This window comes from Pseudonocardia spirodelae (assembly GCF_037727765.1).
Taxonomy (GTDB): Bacteria; Actinomycetota; Actinomycetes; order Mycobacteriales; family Pseudonocardiaceae; genus Pseudonocardia; species Pseudonocardia spirodelae.
On sequence record NZ_JBBJUP010000005.1, the window covers coordinates 120,607 to 137,055 of the forward strand.

The following is a 16,449-nucleotide window of genomic DNA, read 5'->3' on the forward strand; positions in this document are numbered from 1 at the left end:
GTGACACCCGCATGAAGATCCCCCACTCCGCACTGCCCGCGATCCGGACGACGATCCTGCTCGCCTTCACCGCGGCGTCGGCGTTCGTGTTCCTGTTCTTCTGGACCTCCGTCGGTGGCTACGTCCCCGGCTGGACCCAGGAGCAGTACACCGCCCGCTTCAGCGTGGACAAGGTCAACAACCTGGTCCCGCAGTCCGACGTCACCCTCAACGGCGTGAAGGTCGGCAAGGTCCTCACCATCGCCGCCACCCCCGACGGCCGCGCCGACGTGCTCGTCAACCTGACCGACGACAACGCCATCCCGCTGCACGAGGGCGTCACCGGCCGGATCAACTCGAAGACCCTCGTCGAGGAGACCTACGTGTCCTTCGTCGACGGCTCGGGCCCGGAGCTGCCGCGCGACACCACGCTGCCCGACGGTGCCGTGCAGCCCGCGGTGCTGCTCGACGACCTGATCCGGACCCTCCCGGAGGACCGCCGGGTCGCGCTGGCCTCGACCCTGCAGTCGCTGGGCGCGGCCACCAAGGACACCCGGGCCGGCGTCGACGGGGCGCTGGCCGGCCTCGGCGCGCTGGGCCGTGAGGGCGGCACCGCCCTCGACGCGCTCGCCGCGCAGTCGAAGGACCTCGAGCAGCTGTCGCAGAACACCGCGGCCGTGCTCGCCGCGCTGGACACCCAGCGCGGGCGGATCGCCGACCTCGTGACCGACGCCAACCTGGTCACCGAGGTCACCGCGAACAGCCGTACCGACCTGGAGAACACCATCCGGGAGCTGCCGCCGACGCTGAAGGCCGCCGACGAGGCGAGCGACGACCTGTCGCGCCTCGCCGGCGGGCTCGGCCCGGTGGCCGCGAACCTGGACCGGGCGGCGCCGGCGCTGAACGCGGCGCTCACCGAGCTCCCGGCCACCACCCGTGACCTGCGCGGGCTGCTGCCCTCGCTGGACGCGACGCTGGGCAAGGCCCCGACCACGCTGGACCGGGTGCCGCAGTTCTCCGACGACCTGCAGGAGCTGCTGCCGGAGGCCGACCGGGCGCTGCTGCAGCTCAACCCGATGCTGGAGTACCTGAAGCCCTACGGGTCGGACATCGCCCCGTTCTTCACCAACTTCGGCGAGGCGGTGTCGCGCGGCGACGCGAACGGGACGCTGCTCCGCGTGATGCTGGTGTTCCACGCGCAGTCGTTCAAGGGCAACCCGGTGCCCCTCAACGACGTCCCGCCGCTGGACGACAACAACCCCTATCCCCGGCCGGGGACGCAGCAGGGCGCGCAGGACGACGCCCCGCCGCCGCAGATGGCCGACCCGGGTCCGGCGGACCAGGCGCCGCCGCCCGGACCGGCCCCGACCGCGGGCCCGCAGCCGGAGGGCGACGCCGCCCGCACGGACACTCCCGCGCAGGAGCCGTCCGGTGGTGGACTCCTGGGGCTGGGCGGATGACCCGCCTGTCCCGCACCATCTCCGAAGGGCGCAGGGCCGCACGCGCGGCGCTGCGCCCTTCGGGGCGTTCCGCGCTGGGGCTGGTCGTGGTCCTCGCCCTGGTGGCGCTGACCGTGGCCGGTGTGTCCCGGGTGAGGGTCGAGACCGGGGTCGAGTCGTTCCTGCCGTCGTCGGACCCGTCGGTCGAGCGCTACGACGAGCTCGCCCGCTCCTTCGGCGGTGACCCGATCGTCGTGCTGCTGCGCGCCCCGCAGGCCCCCGGGCTGCTGGAGCGGGACGTGCTCCCGTCGGTGCTCGGCCTGGAGGGCTCGCTGTCGCAGCTGGCCGACGTCGCCTCGGTGTACGGGCCCGCGACCACGCTCAACCAGCTGGCGTCGCAGTCGCAGAAGCTGCTCGCCGAGCTCACCGGGCGCCGCGACGGCCTGCAGCGGGCCGCCGCCATCAGCGCGCAGGAGCGCGGCGAGGACCCGGCGGCCGCGGGCGCCGCCGCCGTCGCGGCGTTCGACGCCCGCTACGGCCCGCTGATCGTGCAGGGCCTGCCCGTCGGGCTGCCGACGCTGCGCAACCAGCGCTTCATCGACCACTCGATCATGGGGTCGGGCGGGCAGCCGCGGCCGCAGTGGCGCTACGTGGTGCCCGACGACCGGTCGCTGGCGATCCTCGTCCGGCCCCGCGAGGGCCTCGACCAGGCCGGGACCGAGCAGCTCGTCGCCGCGGTGAACGACACCGTCGCGCAGGCGGGGCTGCCGGCGCAGGCGACCGTGTCCGGCGTCCCGGCGATCACCGCGTCGCTCGGCACGGCGGTGGACCGCGAGGCGCCGCTGCTCGGCGCCGTCGCCGTCGCGGCGATCGGGCTGTGCCTGTTCCTCGTGCCCTGGACGCGGCGCCGGCGGCGGCTGGTCCCGCTCGCGGTGACCCTGACCGCGACCGCGGCGACGCTGGCGGTGCTCGGCTGGGCCGGACGACCGGTGTCGCTGGGCGTGGTCGCGTTCCTGCCGGTCCTGGTCGGGCTCGGCAGCTACTACCCGACGTACTTCGCCCGCGGGGCGCGCCCGCGCACGGTCGTCGTCGTCGCGGCGGGGACGGCGGCCGGGTTCGGCGCGCTGCTGCTGTCGCCGCTGCCGTTCGTGCGCGACCTGGGCGCGACGCTCGCGATCGGCGTCGCGTTCGCGGTCGCGATCGGCTGGTTCGTGTACCGGCCGGGCGGCTGGGCCGGCCCCGACGCCCCCACCGAGCCCCCTGCCGGCACCGGCACGGACGAGGAGCACGAGCCGGTCGCCCGGCCGGGCCGGGCCCGGTTCGTCGCGGTCGCCCTCGCCGGGCTGGTCGCGCTGGGCGGCTGGGCCGCGCTGCCGTTCCTGCCCCTGCAGACCAGCGTGGACTCCCTCTCGGCCGGGCTGCCCGCCGTCGAGGACGCCACCCGGGTGGAGCAGGTGCTCGGGTCCGGCGGCGAGCTGGCCGTGGTCCTGCGCGCGACCGACCCGGGCGCGGACGTCCTCACCCCGCAGGCATGGGAGTGGATGACGACCGCGCAGCGCGAGATCGTGCGGCGGCACGGCGACGAGGCGCGGCCCGCGCTCTCGGCGCCGACGCTGCTGTCGTTCCTCGGGGCCACACCGGACCGGGAACAGATCCGCGCAGGCGTCCGGCTGCTGCCGCCGTACCTGACCGGGGCCGTGCTGCGGCCCGACGGGCAGGTCGCGGTGCTGTCCTTCGGTGTCCGGCTCGACGACCTCGACCGGCTCCGGGACCTGACCGGCGCGATCACCGCCGAGCTGCCCCCGGCCCCGCCCGGCTTCGTCGCCGAGGTGTCCGGGCTGCCCGCGGTCGCGGTGCAGGGCTACGAGCTCGTCTCGGCCGACCGCTACCTCGCCGGCACCGCCGGGCTCGTCGCCGCGGCGCTGGTGCTGGCGGTCGGTCTGCGGCACCGGCGGGACGCGGCCCGCGCGGCGACGGCCGCGGTGCTGGCCACCGGCACGAACCTGTTCCTGCTGTGGGCACTGGGCATCCCGCTCAACCCGCTCACGGTCGCGCTCGGCTCGCTGACGGCCGCCGTCGGCTGCGAGTTCACCGTCATGACCTGCGACGCCGTCCGCACGCGCGACCCGCGCCTGCGCACGGCGGTGACCCTGGCCGCCCTCACCTCGGGCACCGGGTTCGCCGTGCTGGCCCTGTCCGACCTCGCCCTGATGCGCGAGTTCGGCCTGCTGCTGGCGCTGTCCGTCCTGTTGTCCTACCTGGCCGCGCGCCTCGTGGTGCGGGCGTTCCCGCCCGCACCGGCCGCGGCCGGCGACTCCCGGAGTACCCCCGCCCGGGAGCAGCTCGTTGGAGTGATGTGATGCGAGTCAAGGCCACACTGGCGTGGATCGCCGGCGCCGCCCTGCACCGGGTCCGGACCACCTGGTCCGGCCGGATCGTCGCGGGCGTGCTGGTGCTCGCCCTCGTCGCCGGGATCGGTGGCGGCGTCTGGTGGAAGATGCAGCAGGTCCCCGACGGAGCGGCGCTCGCCGTCGGCGACCGGGTCGTGTCGGTGACCGACCTCGACGACCGCGTGCAGACGCTGCGCGCGCTCTACGGCGTCCAGCCACCGGTCGAGGACCCCGCGAAGATGGACGGCTTCCGCCGGGACGCGGCCAAGGCCGTCGCCCTGAGCATGGTGCTGGAGGACCGGGCGACCGGGATGGGCGTCGGCGTCGCCGACGCGAAGGTCCGCCAGACGCTCGACCAGTACATCACCTCCCAGCTCGGCAACGGCCCCGGAGCGCGCGACGACTTCGTCACGGTGCTCGGCAACGTCGGCACCACCGAGGCGAAGGTCCTCGACGAGGTCCGCCAGCAGATGCTGGTCGGTGAGCTGTTCGACCGCGTCACCAAGGACGTCACCGTCACCGACGACGACCTGCGCGCCGAGTTCCCGCGCTACGCCGAGCGGCTCGGCACCCCCGAGAAGCGGGAGCTGTCCAACATCGTCGTGACCAGCAAGGAGGCGGCCGACAAGGTCGCCGCCGAGCTGCGCGGCGGCGCCGACTTCGCCACCGTCGCCCGGGCGAGCAGCATCGACACCGCCACCCGTGCCGCCGGCGGCGCGCTCGGCCAGGTCAGCGCGGCCCAGCTGCAGCCCGACTACGCGAGGGCCGCCTTCGGCGCGCCCGCCGGGCAGGTCTTCGGCCCGGTGCAGAACCAGTTCGGCTGGAACGTCGGCCGGTCCGGCGCGGTCACCCCCGGTGTCCCGGCGATCTTCGACCAGGTCGAGGACAGGCTGCGCGAGATGGTGCTGTTCGACCGGCGGATCGCGGTCTGGGGACAGTGGATGACCGACTCGCTGTCCGGTGGCGACGTGCGCTACGCCGACGACTACCGGCCGGCCGACCCGGACACCGCGCCGACCGGCGCGAGCCCCGGCCTGCCCTCGGGCACCCCGAACACGGTCCCGCCCGCGCCCGGTGGTGGTGGATGAGTCCGGCCTGGACCGTCCTGACCCTCGCCGGTCTCGGCGTCCTGCTCGCCCTTATGGGGTGGGCGGGGCGCCGGCACGCGGCCGGCCTGGGTGCCGTCCCGGGGATGCCCGCGGAGATGCAGCAGCACCGCGTCGCGGTCCTCCGCCGCGGCGCGACGGCCTGCCTGGTGGTCGGCGTCGTGTTCCTCGCGCTCGGTGTGCTGTCCCCGCTGCTCTGACCCCGCTCAGCGGGTGAGCAGCAGGAACAGGCAGTACGAGGTGACCAGGGCCAGCACCACCAGCGCCGGGACGACGAGCCGGGGGTCCAGCTCGACCGAGCGGGAGCCGCGGCGGGGCCCGTCCAGCTCGGCGCGGGTCGCGTCCGGGTCGGGCGGGCCGAGGAAGTCCGAGATCCGGAACCGGCGGTCGAAGTCGTCGGCGTCCTCGACGCCGCACAGCAGCTCCGCGGGCGGCCCGCAGGCCACGATCCGGCCGTGGCACAGGATCGCCACGGTGTCGGCGAGCGCCCGGGCCAGCGCGATGTCGTGCGTGGTGACCAGCACCGTCGCGCCCGAGCGCTCGTGCTGCTCGCGGACGGCCGCGACCAGGGTCCCCGCGTGGGCGGCGTCCAGACCGGTCTCCAGCTCGTCCAGGACGAGCACGGGGGCGTCCACGGCCAGTGCACGGGCGATCGCCAGCCGCTTGCGCCCGTGCGCGGGCAGCTCGGCGGGCAGCGCGGTCGCCCGGTCCTGCAGGCCCATCTCCCGCAGCCGGTGCATCGCGACCCGCTCGATCCGCTCGGGGGACAGGCCGCGCCCGTCGAGGGCGTAGGTGAGGTTGTCGTAGGCCGACAGCGACCCGAACAGCGACGACTCGAACACCGACGGCCCGCCGAACAGCACGCTCATGCCGCGACGCAGCCGGCGCAGCTCGGTCTCGCCCGCGGCGTGCACGTCGACGGCGCCGACGGTGACGGTGCCCCGGCCGGGGGCCGACAGGCCCGCGAGGTGGCGCACCATCGTGGTCTTGCCGGCGCCCGACGGACCCATCAGGACGGTGACGGTGCCGGGTTCCAGGTGCAGCCCGAGCCGGAACAGCACCGGGGTGTCGTCGATCATCGTCGTCACGTCGGTGAAGTCGATCGCGGGACCGCGGGGCGGCTCGTGCGGCACGGGGCCCGTCATCGCACCAGTGGACGCGCGCGGGACGGGCCGGCTCGTCCCCCGGGGGTGGTGACTGCCTCTCCCGTAGTGGGTGTCCCCGCCGCCGGAGGGGTCCTTCCGGCGGGTGCCGGCCCTAGCCTGCGGCCATGAGCGAGCAGGTGCGGACCCGGACCGGGACGTCGTGGGCGCTGGTCGTCTCGGCCGCGGCGTGGATGCTGACCGCGGTGCTGCTGGCCGTCGCCTGGGCGGGGCTCCGGCCCGAGCCGACCGTGGACGACGCGACGGCGACGGCGCTGTCCGGGCAGGGCGCACCGGTCGTCGAGGTCGGCACGACGGCGCCGTACCCGGCCTGGCTGCTGCTCGTCCTCGCCGTGCTGCTCGTCGCGGCGGGCGCCGCGCTGGCCCTGCGGCGGCGGGCGGGTCGTTACCCGGCGGTCGTCCTGAGCGTTGTGTCGGTGGTGGCGCTCGCCGTCGCGGGCCGCTGGGAGACGATCCCGGCGATGGTGCTGCTGGTGGTCGGGACGCTGCCGCTGCTGACCCCCGCCGCGCTGCGTCACCTGCGCTGACGCCGACCGAAGGAGGCTCCGGTGGCCGTACCGGGATTCGACTGGTTCTCCGACCGCGTGGACTGGGTGAGCCTGGTCCGGGGCGCGTCGCTGGCGTTCAGCGTGCTCGTCGTCGGCGGGCTCGCCGCGCCGCTCGGCGCGCGGATCCCGGTGGTCGGGCCGGCGTGGCTGATCCTCACCGCGGTCGTCGCCTTCGTGCTGGCGGGCTACCGGATCGGTGACGCCGCCGACCCGCGCGTGCACGGCGCCGGGGCCGCGGTCGCCGGCTACGTGCTGGTGCTGCCGCTGGTCGTGCTCGGCACCGGGGGGCTCGACCCGCTGCAGGTGGTGCTCACGCTGCTCACCGCCGTCGTCATGGGCGCGCTGGCGGGGCACCTGGCGGGCGGGAACCGCGACCGTCGCGGGGCGGCCCGCTAGAGGGAGGGAACCACCCCGCAGGAGCGATGCCGCCGCTCGGCGGCCTCGACACGATCGGGAGCACCCGCCTCGAAGGAGAGAGCAGCCGTGTTCCCTGGTACCCACGCGCGCAGCCGGCCCGACCACCCGGCGGTGATCCAGCCCGAGACCGGGCGCACCACCACCTACGCCGAGCTCGACGACCGCTCCCGGCGGCTCGCGCACGTCCTGCGCGACGCCGGTCTGCGCCGCGGCGACCACATCGCGTTCGTGTCCGACAACGCTCCCGAGGTCTTCGAGATCTACTGGGCCGCGCTGCGCTCGGGGCTCTACGTCACCGGGATCAACCACCACCTCGCCCCGGACGAGGCCGCCTACATCGTCACCGACTGCGGCGCGCGGGTCGTGTTCGCCTCCGCCGCGACGGGCGAGCTGGCCGCGGCGCTGGTGGGCCGCACCCCGGGCGTCGAGCGGCGGTTCGCCTTCGGCGGCGCGGTCGAGGGCCACGAGGACATGGCCGCGGCCGTCGACGCCGCCCCGGACGGCCCGCTGCCCGAGCAGCCGCGCGGCGCGGACATGCTCTACTCGTCGGGGACCACGGGGCGGCCCAAGGGGATCAAGCCCGCGCTGCCGACGATCCGGGTGGACGAGCCCGGCGACCTCTACACCGCGGTGTTCGGCCCGATGTACGGCTTCGGCACCGACACCGTCTACTACTCGCCTGCCCCGGTCTACCACGCCGCCCCGCTGCGGTTCGGCGGCATCGTGCACGCGCTCGGCGGCACCGTGGTCATGGCGCAGCGCTTCGACGCCGAGGCGGCCCTGGAGCACATCGCGCGCCACGGCGTCACCCACGGCCAGTTCGTGCCCACGATGTTCGTGCGGATGCTGAAGCTGCCCGAGGAGGTCCGGAACTCCCACGACGTCTCGTCGCTGCGGGTCGCGGTGCACGCGGCCGCGCCGTGCCCGGTCGACGTCAAGCAGGCGATGATCGACTGGTGGGGCCCGGTGCTGCACGAGTACTACTCCTCGACCGAGGGCAACGGCGTCACCTTCATCGACTCCGCGACCTGGGCGACCAAGCCCGGCTCGGTGGGGAAGGCCGGCCTGGGCACCATCCGGATCTGCGACGACGACGGCCGCGAGCTGCCCACCGGTGAGGTCGGCACCGTCTACTTCGAACGCGACGTGCCGCCGTTCGAGTACCACAACGACCCGGAGAAGACCCGCGCCGGACGCCACCCGGAGCACGAGAACTGGTCCACCACCGGCGACGTCGGCTACCTCGACGCCGACGGCTTCCTGTTCCTCACCGACCGCAAGGCCTTCATGATCATCTCGGGCGGGGTGAACATCTACCCGCAGGAGATCGAGGACGTCCTCACCCTGCACCCCGACGTCTACGACGTCGCCGTGATCGGCGTCCCGGACCCGGAGATGGGGGAGCAGGTCAAGGCCGTCGTGCAGACCCCCGACGGCGTCGAGGGCGGCCCCGGGCTCGAGGCCGCGCTGCTGGAGTTCGTGCGCGAGCGGATCGCCCGCTACAAGGCCCCGCGCAGCGTCGACTTCGTCGACCAGCTGCCCCGCAGCGCCACCGGGAAGCTCGTCAAGGGCGAGCTGCGCAGGCGCTACACCGACGCCGCCGTCCCCGCGCGCTGATCACCCTCCGTGCATCCGTAGGGAGCACGGAACCACCCCCCGGGAGCGATGTGACCCCCCTCGCCCCGCGGACAGCATTCCTGCACCACCCACTCTCTCGACGAGGAGACGGACCCATGGGCTTTTTCGCCGACAGCAACGAGGTCGACACCTACATCGGCGGTGTGTTCCGTGCCGCGAACGACCACCCCGAGTCGGGCCCGAAGATGCGTGCCGCGGGCATCAACCTGCGCGTGCTCTACACCGACCCGGACACCGAGATGTGGGTCAAGATGCACGAGCCGGCGATGGACGTGCACACCGGCGCCGACGACGACAAGGCCGACATCACCCTGATGATGCGCGCCGACACCGGCGACAAGTTCTGGCGCGGCGACTACAACCTCGCCGTCGGTCTCGCCAAGGGCGAGGTCAAGGCCAAGGGTCCCGTCAACAAGATCCTGAAGCTGGTCCCGCTGACCAAGCCGCTGTTCCCCATGTACCGCGAGCTGGTGGCCGAGAAGGACGCCTCCGCGAACGCCTGACCGCCCCCACCCCAGAGCAGAGGAAGGACGCCGATCCGATGGCGACCATGAAGGCGGTCGTGCTCCGCGAGCCGCACAAGATCGAGGTCATGGAGGTCCCGAAGCCGGAGATCACCGACCCCGGTGACGTCCTGCTGCGGGTCGACCTCACGGCGATCTGCGGGACCGACCTGCACCCCTACGAGGGGCGCATCGTGATCGAGGACGACGTGATCCTCGGCCACGAGTTCCTCGGCACCGTCGAGGCCGTCGGGTCCGGCGTCAACCTCGTCTCCGAGGGCGACCGCGCCGTCGCCTCCTGCGTCGTGAGCTGCGGCAACTGCTACAACTGCCGGCGCAACCGGCCGGGCCAGTGCTTCGGCACGATGATCTTCGGACTCGGGCTGACCTTCGGCAGCCTCTCCGGCGGCCAGGCCGAGTACGTCATCGTCCCGAACGCCGACCGCACGCTGCGCACGCTCTCCGACGAGGGCAGGGGCAACGACGAGGACAAGCTGTTCGTCGGCGACATCATGGCGACCGGCTACGAGGCCGTCCGCAAGTTCGTCCAGCCCGGCGACACCGTCGCCGTGGTCGGCGCCGGCCCGGTCGGGCTGTGCGCCGCGATGGCGGCGAACGTGCTGGGTGCCGCGCAGACGGTCGTCGTGGACAAGGTCCCGGCCCGCCTCAAGGAGGCCGAGGCGATCGGGGCGATCCCGGTGAACGCGGACGAGACCGACCCGGCCGACGCCGTGCAGGACCTCACCGACTGGCGCGGGGCCGACGTCGTCGTCGACGCGGTCGGGCACCCGTCGGCGCTGCTGTCGGCGTGCACCCTGGTCCGCTCCGGCGGCGCCATCTCGATCCCCGGCGTGTACACCGAGGACACGATCGAGCTGCCGTTCGGCGACCTGTACCTCAAGGGCGTCACCATCGCCCAGGGCGTCGCGAACATCACCAACTACATGGACGAGACGCTGGCGCTCATCGCGGCCGGCAAGCTCGACCCGAGCCGGTTCATCTCGCACCGGATGCCGCTGTCCGAGGCGGCCGAGGCGTACCGGATGTTCGAGGAGCGCGAGGCCACCAAGATCGTCCTGGACCCGCGCGCATGACCGCCGGGACGACCGTCCGCCACTTCCCGATGCGGATCGGTGGCCATGACGTGGACACCGGCGAGGTCCTCGAGATCCGCGACCCGCAGAACGACGAGCTGGTCGCCACCGCCGCCTCCGGCGGCGCCTCGGCGATCGACGCCGCCGTCGACGCCGGCCGCGCCGCCTTCGACGACGGCAGCTGGTCGCGGGCCACCCGCGAGCACCGCGCGTCGGTCCTGCGGGCCATCGCCGACAGGCTCGGCGAGCGGCTCGACGAGATGGTCGAGCTGGAGATCATGGCCAACGGCGCCACCGTGCGCCAGGCCACCGGCTTCCACGTCGGCTACTGCGCACCGCACCTGGAGTACTTCGCCGGGCTGGCGGAGCGCTACGAGTTCGAGACGCCCATGCCGCGGGCCACGTTCCCGGTGCTCGGCCAGTCGACGCTCCGCAAGGAGCCGATCGGCGTGGTCGGCGCGATCGCACCGTGGAACTTCCCGCTGCTGCTCTCGCTGTGGAAGTTCGCCCCGGCCCTGGCCGTCGGCAACTCCGTGGTGCTCAAGCCGGACGAGAAGACGCCGCTGTCCGCGCTGGAGTTCGCCCGCATCGCCGAGGAGTGCGGGCTGCCGCCGGGCGTGTTCAACGTCGTCCCGGGTCCCGGCCCGGACGCCGGTGCGCGCCTGGCGAGCCACCCGGGCGTCGGCAAGATCGGCTTCACCGGGTCCACCGACGTCGGCCGCGAGATCATGCGGCTCGCCTCGGGCACGGTGAAGTCGGTGACCCTGGAGCTCGGCGGGAAGTCGCCGGCCCTGGTCCTCGACGACGCCGACCTCGACGTCGCCGTCGACGGGGTGCTGTACGGCTGCATGCTGTACTCCGGCCAGGTCTGCGAGTCGATGACCCGGCTGCTGCTGCCGGACTCGCTGCACGACGAGTTCGTGGAGCGGATGGTCGCCCGCGCGTCCACGATCCGGCTCGGGGACACCCGGGACTGGGAGACCGACATGGGCCCGGTCGTGTCCCGCAAGCAGAAGGACCGGATCCTCGAGCTGATCGCCTCCGGCAAGGACGAGGGCGCCACCGCCGTCCTGGGCGGCGGCGAGGCCCGCGTCGAGGGCCACGAGAACGGGCACTGGATCCAGCCGACCATCTTCACCGGCGTCCGCAACGACATGCGGATCGCGCGCGAGGAGATCTTCGGCCCGGTCCTGTCGGTGATCCGCTACGGCTCCGAGGCCGAGGGCATCGCCCTGGCCAACGACACCCAGTACGGCCTCGCGTCGTCGGTGTGGAGCGCCGACAACTCCCGCGCCCTGGACGTCGCGGAGAAGATCCAGGCCGGCTCGGTGTGGATCAACGACGCGCACCAGATCAACTGCGAGGTGCCCTTCGGCGGGTACAAGCAGTCCGGTGTCGGCCGCGAGCTCGGCCCGCGCGCGCTGGACCCCTACGTCGAGGAGAAGAACGTCCACCTCGACCTGTCCGGCACCCGCGAGGCCCGGCCCTACGACGTCCTGCTGAGCCACGCCGACGACTAGGCCCCGGTCACGTCTCCCCCGGAGGAGGCATGACGACCCCCTCCGGGGGAGATGTGACCCACCGCTCCCTCTCGCACACTGATCCGTGACCGTGCGTCACCAGCACTCGGCCCGCCGATCCCGGGCGACGCCATCAGGAGGACCGATGACCGCCACCTTCGACGCCACCGACTTCGAGTCGGAGATGTTCGACCCGGACGCCGTGGAGATGATCCCGGCCACCGGTGAGGGCAAGCCGGACCACTACCCGGTCGACATCTCGACGAAGGCGTTCTGGGGCCAGACCTCGGAGCAGCGCGAGGAGACCTTCAAGGTCCTGCGCCACGAGCAGCCGGTGTCCTGGCAGCGGCCGGTCGACGACGCCGTCACCCCCGACCCGGACGACCCGGGCTACTGGGCGGTGGTCAGCCACGCCGACATCGTGAAGGTGTCCCGCGACAACGACACCTACATCTCCGGTCAGGGCGTGCTGTTCGACCTGCTGCCGCCGATCTTCCTCGAGCTGACCCAGTCGTTCCTGGCGATGGACAACCCGAAGCACGACCGGCTGCGCAAGCTGGTCGCCTCGGCGTTCACGCCGAAGCAGGTGAAGCTCATCGACGACCGGATCGCGCTGGCGGCGAAGGAGATCGTCGACGACGTCGTCGCCGAGCCGTCGGGTGAGATCGACTTCGTGCAGAAGGTCGCGAAGGTCCTCCCGACCCGCATCTTCTGCGACGTCATGGGCATCCCGGAGCACCTGCGCGAGGCCACCGAGAAGAACGCGGCGGACATCGTCGCCTGGGCCGACGACGAGGTGCTCGCCGGCCGCGCCGCCGACGAGGTGCAGGTCCAGGCCGCGACCAACCTGCACGACATCGCCACCGAGCTGATCGAGCTCAAGACCGCGGAGCCCTCGGACGACCTGATCACCTCGCTGATCAACGCCGAGGTAGACGGCCGCAAGCTCGACGAGTTCGAGATCGGCTCGTTCTTCGTGCTCATGGCCGTCGCCGGGACCGACACCACCCGGCACACCTCGGCGTTCACCGTCCGCGCCTTCACCCACTTCCCCGAGCAGAAGCAGTGGCTCATGGAGGACTACGACGGGCGCATCAACAACGCCATCGAGGAGTTCGTCCGCTACGCGTGCCCGGTCATGACCTTCCGCCGCACCGCGGTGAAGGAGACCGAGCTGGGCGGGCAGAAGATCGTCCCCGGCGACAAGGTCGTCATGTTCTACCCGTCGGGCTGCATGGACGAGAAGGTCTTCGAGGACCCGGAGCGGTTCGACCTCGCCCGGGCCAACGCCAAGGACCACACCGGCTTCGGCGGCGGCGGCGTCCACTTCTGCCTGGGCAACCAGCTCGCCAAGTCCATGCTGCGCGCGCTGTTCCGTGAGCTGCTGTTCCGCATCCCGGAGTTCGAGGCCGGCGAGCCCGAGCTGCTGGGCACCAACTTCATGCGCGGTGTGAAGCGCATGCCGTTCCGATTCTCGCTGGAGAAGTGATGGGTCTGCGTATCGAGCTGGACGAGAGCAAGTGCAGCGGCCTGGGCCTCTGCGAGGCCGAGGCGCCGGAGCTGTTCGAGGTGCGTGACGACGGCTCGCTCGCCGTCCTCGACGCGACCCCCTCGGACGAGCACCGCGAGGCGTGCGAGGCGGCCATCGCCTCCTGTCCCACCGAGGCGCTGCGCCTCGTGGAGAGCTGACCGCACGCACCCTCACCGTGGGGACGCCGGGGGTCACCCCGGCGTCCCCACCTCCTTTTCCGCATCAGGAGCACACCGTGGACCACCTCGTCGTCGTCGGCGCGTCGCTGGCCGGCATCCGGGCCGTGGAGGCGGCCCGCCGGGCCGGGCACGAGGGCGCCGTGACCCTCGTCGGGGCCGAGCGCCACCTGCCCTACGACCGGCCGCCGCTGTCGAAGGCCTTCCTCGACGACACCGGCTGCGAGCCGGCCGACCCGCGCTTCCGGACCGAGGAGCACCTGCATGACGAACTGGGGGTGGCGCTGCGTCTCGGCGTCCCGGCGACGTCGCTGGACACCGGCGCGAAGCTGATCGGCCTGGACGACGGCGCCGAGCTCGGCTACGACGCGCTCGTCGTCGCGACCGGCGGGGCGGCCCGCACGCTCCCCGGTTCCGAGGGGCTCTCGGGCGTGCACGCCCTGCGGACCTGGGACGACGCGCTCGCCGTGCGCGCGGCGCTCGACGCGGGTGCCCGTACCGTCGTCGTCGGGGCGGGGTTCATCGGCTCCGAGGTCGCCAGCGCCGCCCGCAAGCGCGGCCTGTCCGCGACGGTCGTCGAGGCGCTGCCGGTCCCGCTGGTCCGCTCGGTCGGCGAGGACATGGGCCGGGCCTGCGCCGACCTGCACCGCGACCACGGCACCGACCTGCGCTGCGGCGAGACCGTCGACCGGCTGGAGTCCGCCGGGGGTGCCGTGACCGGCGTGCGGCTCGGGTCGGGCGAGGTGCTCCCGGCCGACCTCGTCGTGGTCGGGATCGGGGTCGCGCCGTGCACCGGCTGGCTGGAGGGCTCGGGGGTGACGCTGCACGAGCGGGACCGCGGTGTCGTCGCCGACGCCACGCTGCGCGCCGCCGACGGCGTGTACGCCGCGGGCGACGTCGTGCACTTCCCGAACCACCTGTTCGACGGCGAGGTCATGCGCCTGGAGCACTGGACCACCGCCGCGGAGCAGGGCGCGCTCGCGGCGAAGAACGCGCTGGACCCGGGCGCCGCCCGCGAGCTCGGCACCGTCCCCTACTTCTGGTCGGACTGGTACGACAGCCGCATCCAGTTCGTCGGACGACCCTCCGCGGACGAGATCCGCGTCGTGTCCGCGGAGCAGGGTGACGACCGCTTCCTCGCGCTCTACCGGCGCGGGGACCGGCTGGTCGGCACGATCACGATCGACCGGCCGACCCAGATCATGAAGTACAAGCGGCTGATCGCGCAGCGCGCGAGCTGGGCCGAGGCGCTGGAGTTCGCCGGGGTCGCCGGCGAGGTCAGCCGGGCGTGAGGTCGAGCATCCGCCGGGCGAGCCGCTGCCAGCTCGCCAGGTGGGGCTCGGTCTCCGGGTCCCGCGGGTTGATCGCGTAGGTGAGCGCGACCCCGCGCATGCTGGTGAACAGCAGGTCCCGGCACTCGTCGAACTGCGGGTGGCTGGACAGGGCCGGGCCGAACATCGTCGCGACGACGTGGGTCAGCGCGGTCCCGAGCCGCCTCTCGGCCGGGAACAGCTCGGCCCGGATGTCGGCGTTGGTGCGGGCCGCGGCCCACAGCTCCATCGACGCCCAGAAGTAGGGCTGCCGGAAGGTCTCCCACAGCAGCTCCACGGCACGGTCGCAGCGCTGCGCACCGGTGCTGCGGCCGTACTCGGACTCGGCGACCCACTGCTCCATGTCGGCGATCTGCTCGACGGCCAGGTGCTGCGCGGCCGCGATGAGCAGGGACTCGCGGCTGGGGAAGTGGTGCAGCAGCCGGCCCCGCGAGACCCCGGCGCGACGCTGGACGGTGACGGTCGTGGCGTGGGCGTAGCCGTGCTCGTACAGCTCCTCCAGTGCGGCGGCGAGGATGATCGCGCGGCTGCTGGCGCGGCGTTCGCCCTGGGTGCGGCGGGCTCGGGGCGGGCGCGGTTCGCCCGCTGCGGAGGGCATGCGGGGCACAGTAGCCCCCGCCGGCGTGGCGGACGTCCGTACACGCTGCTCCACCCGACCGTAGGGTGCGTCACCCGAGGGGGTGACGATGATCCACACGACACGGTCCGCTCCCGCGGTGGGGTTCCGCGACGTCCACCTCGCGTTCGACTCGGAGCCGGTGCTGGAGGGCGTCGACCTGGAGCTCGAACCGGGGCGCACGACCGTGCTGCTCGGACCGTCCGGCGCCGGCAAGACCACCCTGGTCCGCACCCTGCTCGGGCTCTACGCACCCGACTCGGGCGAGACCGTCGTCGACGGGCGCGCCGTCGCGTCGCTGCGTGCGGACGAGCTGGCCGCGCTGCGCCGGCGGACGGGCGTCCTGCTCGGCGGGTCCTCGGTCTACGACGCGTCGCTGTTCGGGTCGCTGTCGCTGTTCGACAACGTCGCCTACCCGCTGCGGGCCGCCCGGCACCCCGCCGCCGACGCCGAGACCTGGCGGATCCTGCACGAGTTCGAGCTCGCCGGGCACGCCACGGCGCTGCCGTCGGAGGTCTCGGCGGGGCAGCGGCGCCGCGCGGCGCTGGCCCGGGCCCTGATCACCGCGCCCGACCTGCTGGTGCTCGACGACCCCGGCCCGGCGCTGGACCTGCACAACCGCGACGCGGTCGTCCGGTCGGTGCGCCGGCGCACCACCCGGTCGGGGGCGACGGCGCTGGTCGTCATGCACGACCTGGAGCTGGCCCGCGCGCTGGGCGACCGGGTGGGCGTCCTGCTCGGCGGCCGGATCGTCGCCGACGGGCCGGTCGACGAGGTGCTCGGCGGGATCGTCACCGCCGCCGACCTGGACGCCCGGTTCGGCGTGCGTGCCGCGCTGCCGGTGGCCACGGCGGCCGAGCGCGCCGCGGTCGCGCGGCGGGCCCGGCGCCAGGGGCTGGGCGAGGCGTGGCTGCTCATGGGCGTGCTGTTCGCGATGCCGGCGAAGCTGTCGCTCGCCCTCGGCTCCGGGATGCTCGCGAACCCCGCACTCTGAGCGG

General features: G+C 73.6%; 16 protein-coding genes. 14 read left to right on the forward strand and 2 right to left on the reverse strand.

Features of this window, described 5'->3' with window-relative positions:
- Positions 1 to 11 precede the first annotated feature (11 nt).
- Genes WJX68_RS07730 through WJX68_RS07745 form a run of 4 tightly spaced genes read left to right on the forward strand, consistent with a single transcriptional unit; the run spans position 12 to position 5,114 of the window.
- The gene (locus WJX68_RS07730) at positions 12 to 1,439 is read left to right on the forward strand and encodes an MlaD family protein (RefSeq protein WP_340287468.1); all 1,428 of its coding nucleotides are present in this window, start codon (positions 12 to 14) and stop codon (positions 1,437 to 1,439) included.
- Complete coding sequence (locus tag WJX68_RS07735) at positions 1,436 to 3,778, forward strand: RND transporter family protein (RefSeq protein WP_340287470.1); 2,343 nt, start codon at positions 1,436 to 1,438, stop codon at positions 3,776 to 3,778. The genes WJX68_RS07730 and WJX68_RS07735 overlap by 4 nt, the downstream gene beginning before the upstream one ends.
- Positions 3,778 to 4,896, forward strand: a complete 1,119-nt coding sequence (locus tag WJX68_RS07740) for a foldase protein PrsA (RefSeq protein ID WP_340287472.1) — start codon at positions 3,778 to 3,780, stop codon at positions 4,894 to 4,896. Before WJX68_RS07735 ends, WJX68_RS07740 begins: the two co-directional genes overlap by 1 nt.
- Positions 4,893 to 5,114 carry a hypothetical protein gene (locus tag WJX68_RS07745; RefSeq protein WP_340287474.1) on the forward strand — a complete coding sequence of 74 codons (222 nt, stop codon included), beginning with the start codon at positions 4,893 to 4,895 and terminating at the stop codon, positions 5,112 to 5,114. The genes WJX68_RS07740 and WJX68_RS07745 overlap by 4 nt, the downstream gene beginning before the upstream one ends.
- Positions 5,115 to 5,120: 6 nt before the next feature.
- Here WJX68_RS07745 and WJX68_RS07750 read toward each other — a convergent pair whose 3' ends face one another.
- Positions 5,121 to 6,059, reverse strand: coding sequence for an ABC transporter ATP-binding protein (locus tag WJX68_RS07750; protein ID WP_340287476.1), 939 nt, complete (start codon positions 6,057 to 6,059; stop codon positions 5,121 to 5,123).
- Between the two features lie 125 nt (positions 6,060 to 6,184).
- Here WJX68_RS07750 and WJX68_RS07755 point away from each other — a divergent pair, with 125 nt between their 5' ends.
- The 9 genes from WJX68_RS07755 (at position 6,185) to WJX68_RS07795 (ending at position 14,796) form a co-directional block, all read left to right on the forward strand.
- Entirely contained in the window at positions 6,185 to 6,604 is a 420-nt protein-coding gene (locus tag WJX68_RS07755) for a hypothetical protein (RefSeq protein WP_340287477.1), read from the forward strand.
- Between the two features lie 21 nt (positions 6,605 to 6,625).
- Positions 6,626 to 7,021, forward strand: coding sequence for a hypothetical protein (locus WJX68_RS07760; RefSeq protein WP_340287479.1), 396 nt, complete (start codon positions 6,626 to 6,628; stop codon positions 7,019 to 7,021).
- Positions 7,022 to 7,108: 87 nt separating this feature from the next.
- The gene (locus tag WJX68_RS07765; protein ID WP_340287481.1) at positions 7,109 to 8,659 is read left to right on the forward strand and encodes an acyl-CoA synthetase; all 1,551 of its coding nucleotides are present in this window, start codon (positions 7,109 to 7,111) and stop codon (positions 8,657 to 8,659) included.
- Positions 8,660 to 8,775: 116 nt separating this feature from the next.
- On the forward strand, positions 8,776 to 9,183 hold the full coding sequence (locus tag WJX68_RS07770) for an SCP2 sterol-binding domain-containing protein (protein ID WP_340287483.1): 408 nt from the start codon (positions 8,776 to 8,778) through the stop codon (positions 9,181 to 9,183).
- A 38-nt stretch (positions 9,184 to 9,221) separates the two neighbouring features.
- The gene (locus WJX68_RS07775; RefSeq protein WP_340287485.1) at positions 9,222 to 10,277 is read left to right on the forward strand and encodes an alcohol dehydrogenase catalytic domain-containing protein; all 1,056 of its coding nucleotides are present in this window, start codon (positions 9,222 to 9,224) and stop codon (positions 10,275 to 10,277) included.
- A complete protein-coding gene (locus WJX68_RS07780) occupies positions 10,274 to 11,797 on the forward strand; it encodes an aldehyde dehydrogenase family protein (RefSeq protein WP_340287487.1) in 1,524 nt (507 codons plus the stop codon). The genes WJX68_RS07775 and WJX68_RS07780 overlap by 4 nt, the downstream gene beginning before the upstream one ends.
- Positions 11,798 to 11,942: 145 nt before the next feature.
- Positions 11,943 to 13,286, forward strand: a complete 1,344-nt coding sequence (locus WJX68_RS07785) for a cytochrome P450 (protein WP_340287489.1) — start codon at positions 11,943 to 11,945, stop codon at positions 13,284 to 13,286.
- The gene (locus WJX68_RS07790; protein WP_422785670.1) at positions 13,286 to 13,486 is read left to right on the forward strand and encodes a ferredoxin; all 201 of its coding nucleotides are present in this window, start codon (positions 13,286 to 13,288) and stop codon (positions 13,484 to 13,486) included. The genes WJX68_RS07785 and WJX68_RS07790 overlap by 1 nt, the downstream gene beginning before the upstream one ends.
- 77 nt (positions 13,487 to 13,563) lie before the next feature.
- The gene (locus WJX68_RS07795; RefSeq protein WP_340287491.1) at positions 13,564 to 14,796 is read left to right on the forward strand and encodes an NAD(P)/FAD-dependent oxidoreductase; all 1,233 of its coding nucleotides are present in this window, start codon (positions 13,564 to 13,566) and stop codon (positions 14,794 to 14,796) included.
- Here WJX68_RS07795 and WJX68_RS07800 read toward each other — a convergent pair.
- Positions 14,783 to 15,433: a TetR/AcrR family transcriptional regulator gene (locus WJX68_RS07800; protein WP_340287492.1), complete on the reverse strand. Its 651-nt coding sequence runs from the start codon at positions 15,431 to 15,433 to the stop codon at positions 14,783 to 14,785. The genes WJX68_RS07795 and WJX68_RS07800 overlap by 14 nt on opposite strands.
- A gap of 88 nt (positions 15,434 to 15,521) precedes the next feature.
- On the opposite strand from WJX68_RS07800, the gene WJX68_RS07805 reads away from it, so the two are divergent.
- Positions 15,522 to 16,445, forward strand: coding sequence for an ATP-binding cassette domain-containing protein (locus WJX68_RS07805; protein WP_340287494.1), 924 nt, complete (start codon positions 15,522 to 15,524; stop codon positions 16,443 to 16,445).
- Positions 16,446 to 16,449: the final 4 nt, after the last annotated feature.

What these genes read in the sequence shown, in the direction of transcription:
- WJX68_RS07730 (WP_340287468.1), top strand. Translation starts at nt 12, where the DNA reads ATGAAGATCCCCCACTCCGCACTGCCCGCGATCCGGACGACGATCCTG.
- WJX68_RS07735 (WP_340287470.1), top strand. Translation starts at nt 1,436, where the DNA reads ATGACCCGCCTGTCCCGCACCATCTCCGAAGGGCGCAGGGCCGCACGC.
- WJX68_RS07740 (WP_340287472.1), top strand. Translation starts at nt 3,778, where the DNA reads ATGCGAGTCAAGGCCACACTGGCGTGGATCGCCGGCGCCGCCCTGCAC.
- WJX68_RS07745 (WP_340287474.1), top strand. Translation starts at nt 4,893, where the DNA reads ATGAGTCCGGCCTGGACCGTCCTGACCCTCGCCGGTCTCGGCGTCCTG.
- WJX68_RS07750 (WP_340287476.1), bottom strand. Translation starts at nt 6,059, where the DNA reads ATGACGGGCCCCGTGCCGCACGAGCCGCCCCGCGGTCCCGCGATCGAC.
- WJX68_RS07755 (WP_340287477.1), top strand. Translation starts at nt 6,185, where the DNA reads ATGAGCGAGCAGGTGCGGACCCGGACCGGGACGTCGTGGGCGCTGGTC.
- WJX68_RS07770 (WP_340287483.1), top strand. Translation starts at nt 8,776, where the DNA reads ATGGGCTTTTTCGCCGACAGCAACGAGGTCGACACCTACATCGGCGGT.
- WJX68_RS07775 (WP_340287485.1), top strand. Translation starts at nt 9,222, where the DNA reads ATGGCGACCATGAAGGCGGTCGTGCTCCGCGAGCCGCACAAGATCGAG.
- WJX68_RS07780 (WP_340287487.1), top strand. Translation starts at nt 10,274, where the DNA reads ATGACCGCCGGGACGACCGTCCGCCACTTCCCGATGCGGATCGGTGGC.
- WJX68_RS07785 (WP_340287489.1), top strand. Translation starts at nt 11,943, where the DNA reads ATGACCGCCACCTTCGACGCCACCGACTTCGAGTCGGAGATGTTCGAC.
- WJX68_RS07790 (WP_422785670.1), top strand. Translation starts at nt 13,286, where the DNA reads ATGGGTCTGCGTATCGAGCTGGACGAGAGCAAGTGCAGCGGCCTGGGC.
- WJX68_RS07800 (WP_340287492.1), bottom strand. Translation starts at nt 15,433, where the DNA reads ATGCCCTCCGCAGCGGGCGAACCGCGCCCGCCCCGAGCCCGCCGCACC.
- WJX68_RS07805 (WP_340287494.1), top strand. Translation starts at nt 15,522, where the DNA reads ATGATCCACACGACACGGTCCGCTCCCGCGGTGGGGTTCCGCGACGTC.